The sequence below is a fragment of the uncultured Jannaschia sp. genome (assembly GCF_947494025.1).
Lineage (GTDB): Bacteria > Pseudomonadota > Alphaproteobacteria > Rhodobacterales > Rhodobacteraceae > Jannaschia.
Genome location: NZ_CANLTQ010000079.1, coordinates 1 through 3,288 on the forward strand (window position 1 = coordinate 1; position 3,288 = coordinate 3,288).

Annotated in this window: 1 protein-coding gene and 4 pseudogenes; 4 read left to right on the top strand and 1 reads right to left on the bottom strand. The window is 67.4% G+C overall.

All coding sequences use genetic code 11. The annotated features are described in order from the left end of the window. Positions 1-134 precede the first annotated feature (134 nt). From Q1B08_RS21115 to Q1B08_RS21120, 3 genes and pseudogenes are all read left to right on the top strand, one after another. A pseudogene (locus Q1B08_RS21115) lies at positions 135-1,108 on the top strand (IS66 family transposase); the annotation flags it as partial. Positions 1,109-1,120: 12 nt separating this feature from the next. Continuing rightward, on the top strand, positions 1,121-1,249 hold the full coding sequence (locus Q1B08_RS22230; protein ID WP_366140086.1) for a transposase domain-containing protein: 129 nt from the start codon (positions 1,121-1,123) through the stop codon (positions 1,247-1,249). A 124-nt stretch (positions 1,250-1,373) separates the two neighbouring features. Further along, a pseudogene (locus tag Q1B08_RS21120) lies at positions 1,374-1,568 on the top strand (transposase); the annotation flags it as partial. A 67-nt stretch (positions 1,569-1,635) separates the two neighbouring features. On the opposite strand, the pseudogene Q1B08_RS21125 reads toward Q1B08_RS21120, so the two are convergent. After that, positions 1,636-2,884: pseudogene (locus Q1B08_RS21125) on the bottom strand (IS110 family transposase). Positions 2,885-3,137: 253 nt separating this feature from the next. Between Q1B08_RS21125 and Q1B08_RS21130 the strand changes: the two are divergent. Beyond that, positions 3,138-3,212 (top strand): annotated as a pseudogene (locus Q1B08_RS21130) (transposase); the annotation flags it as partial. Positions 3,213-3,288: the final 76 nt, after the last annotated feature.

Genomic DNA, 3,288 nt, shown 5'->3' on the forward strand with positions numbered 1-3,288 from the left:
TTCCGCGACAGTGGAAGGTGATCCAGACCGTCCGCGAGAAGTTCACTTGCCGGGCTTGCGAGAAAATCAGCCAACCGCCTGCGCCGTTCCACGCAACGCCGCGCGGATGGGCTGGCCCGAACTTGCTGGCGATGATGCTTTTCGAGAGCGAGCGGGGAAGCGCCGCCGGTCCGAGCGACCCCGCGAGCGGCCAGCATCAGCCGCTGAACCGGCAGGCCGAGCGCTATGCCCGGGAGGGTGTCGATCTCAGCCTCTCGACCCTGGCCGACCAGGTTGGCGCCTGCGCCGCCGCGCTCGCGCCTGTCCATGCGCTGATCCGCGACCATGTCCTGAGGGCTGAGCGGCTGCATGGGGATGACACCACGGTCCCGCTCCTGGCAAAGGGCGGAACGAAGACCGCCCGGCTCTGCCTCAAGTCCGCGATGACCGGCCCTTCGCCGGCGACGCGCCGCCCGCGGCACTGTTCTACTTCTCGCGAGACAGAGAGATGGCCCACCCCAACCGGCATCTCTCGGGATGGCAGGGCGTCCTCCAGGCCCCCTCTCATGGTTTGCAAGCAAACCATTGCCGGGCAATGGATGCCTATGGCGGATACAACGATCTCTACCGCGGCGATCGCGATCGCGGTCCGGTCATCAGCGCACTGTGCTGGAGCCACGCCCGCCGGAAGTTCTTCGAACTGGCCGACATCAGGGGAAATATCCGGAAGGGGAAGCACGCCCATGACATATCGCCCGTGGCGTTGAAGGCCGTGACCCGGATCGACGCGATCTTCGACGTGGAGCGCGGCCTCAACGGTCTGGACGCCGCGGCGCGGCTCGAAGCGCGGCAGCGCCTCGTCCGGCCGCTGGTCGACAACCTCCACGGCTGGATGCGCGCCGAACAGGGCACGATGTCGAAGCACAACCCCGTCGCCGAGGCGATCGCCTACATGGTCAAGGCAGACCGCTGGGAAGCCTTCGCCCACTTTCTCGACGACGACCGGATCTGCCTGACGATCAACGCGGCGGAACGCGCCCTGCGCGGCGCGGCCCTCGGACGGACGTCATGGCTGTTCGCCGGCTCCGAGCGCAGCGGCGCGCGCGCCGCCTTCATGTATTCCCTGATCTTCACCGCCAAGATGAACGACATCGATCCCCAGGCCTGGTTGGCCGATGTCCTCGGCCGGCTCCCCGAGATGACCGCCTCGCAGGCGCCGAACCTGCTCCCGTGGAACTGGCAGCTCTCAGAGCATCGCCGAGCCGCGTGACCGCGGCCTGCGCCGGATGCTTACCATCGCACCGCCGCATCGGGGGCATGCCTGGCGCGGGTCTTGCGCATCGGGATCGGCGCTCCCGCCCTCGCCGATCGTCCGATCCTGCTCTGGTCCCCGATCGCTCAGGACCGTCTACCGGGTCAGGGACGCCGATGCAGCCGCCTTGTCACGGGACGCCTTCGAGGACGGCCCGTGGGGTACGAAATACCCCGCGATCGGCCCCGCATGGCGGCGGAACCGGGATCCGGTCATCCCGTTCTTCGCATTTCCCGAGGGTGTGCGCCGGATCATCTACACCACGGATGGGATCGACAAGACTTTCCTGCACGTTTCCACTACTCTTCTGTCGTGCGGTCGACCTCGTGGCGAAGCGTGGCGCGTCAGCTGGAAGCGCCGCCGGGCAGCCTGTTCAGTCCCTGCCGGTTTGAGGCGGCCGCATATCCGCCGTTCGTTGACGGATGCGAGCGCCAGGCGGCGACGAGGCGCTCGTAGCTCTCCTGCGCGCGCTCGGCGATCTGCATCTCCTGATGGCGCATTTCCTTCACGTTGTAGGCGTAGGTTGCGCCCCGCCTGTTGCCCTTCTTCTGCGGCTGGCCGGCCGCCAGTTCCATGGACCGGCGCTTGTGAGCGACGAGGCTGGGGCGGGACCAGCGGTAGTCCTCCTGCTTCGTTAGCATGTGCCAGCAGAGTGCGGCCAGCTTGCGCGCCACGGCGACAGCGGCGATCTGATGGCCACGGCGCGCCCGGACGCGGATGAAGAAGGCGCGCAACGGCCCCGGCGCCTTCGCCGCTGCCCAGGCGGCCTCGACCAGCATGGCACGCGCGTGGCTGCGCCCGGCCTTGCTGATGCGACCGTGGTGGGCGGCGCCGAGACCGGACTGGCGGACCCGCGGGTTCAAGCCGAAGTAGCTCACCAGTTTCTGCGGAGAGCTGAACCGGTCGATGCTGCCGATCGCCGCCATCAGTCCTGCCGCCTCGACCAGATTGCCTCCGGTGATGGTCAGAAGCCGTCGGATCGCCTCGTCGTCCAGCGCGTCCTGAGCGATGTCCCGATCGAGCACGGCAAGATCCTCCCCGAGCCGGTCCAGTTCGCGGACATGGCGCGTGATTGCGGCCCGCTCGTCCTCCGGTACCGGCTGACGGGAAAGCCAGTCGCGACCGCGCTTGTTGAAGAGATCGGCATGCGGGCATTTCGGGATCAGGTGTGCGTGCAGGATGGAATGCACCTCGTTCTTGATCCGGGTCCGGTGCCGCACGACCTGATAGCGGCGCGCGACGAGCCGGCGCATCCGCTCCGTCGCCGCATCCGGGGTCCAGATCTCCGGCAGGTAGCCGGCAGCGTGCAGGCTCGCCAGCGTGCCTGCATCGACCTTGTCGGTCTTCACATGGGCATGGGCGATGGCCTTCACTTGCAGCGGATTGGCGATCACCACCCGCTTCACATAGGGCGTCAGCACGCGCGAGACCGCCATGCAGTTCCCGGTCGCCTCGATCACGACTTCGTCCGTCTTCAAAAGCTGTCTGCCGAACCCCTCCAGGGCCGTGCGGGTCATCTCGATCCGGCCCTCGTGTCGGGTCAGGCCATTCTCCCGGATCACCAACCTCCCCGAAGGTCCGGTGGATGTCGATGCCAATCACGCGTCGCATGCGCGCCTCCCCTGCCAGTTGAAAACAGCGGGAGCGGCGGGCGACACGACAACTACGGATTCGCGCTCTCGGCGCAACCGGGCGAGTCGCAGAGGCGGCCAGCTACTAACACGAGCTCGCAGCTCATCGTGTGCATCGGCCTGCCCGCACCTTCGTGCTCCCGGTGCCTCTGTCCCGGATGCTCGCAGCATATACCAGGTTCCGAAGATCCCAGCCGGACATCGGCACCGAGATCCTCATACCGGTTACGAACCCGATCGAGGCGCTGAACTCGAAGCTTCGACGGACGGTGCGCGCACGCGGCCACTTCCGGGAGTGTCAGGAGTTCTGTGTATCCGGCGGCCGGTCCGGTTACGTGGCGGCCGCTCTCAGCCCCTGACGGGGGA

Bases quoted from the DNA above. Each gene is read 5' to 3' on its own strand.
- Q1B08_RS22230 (WP_366140086.1), top strand. From the start codon at position 1,121: ATGAACGACATCGATCCCCAGGCCTGGTTGGCCGATGTCCTCGGCCGG.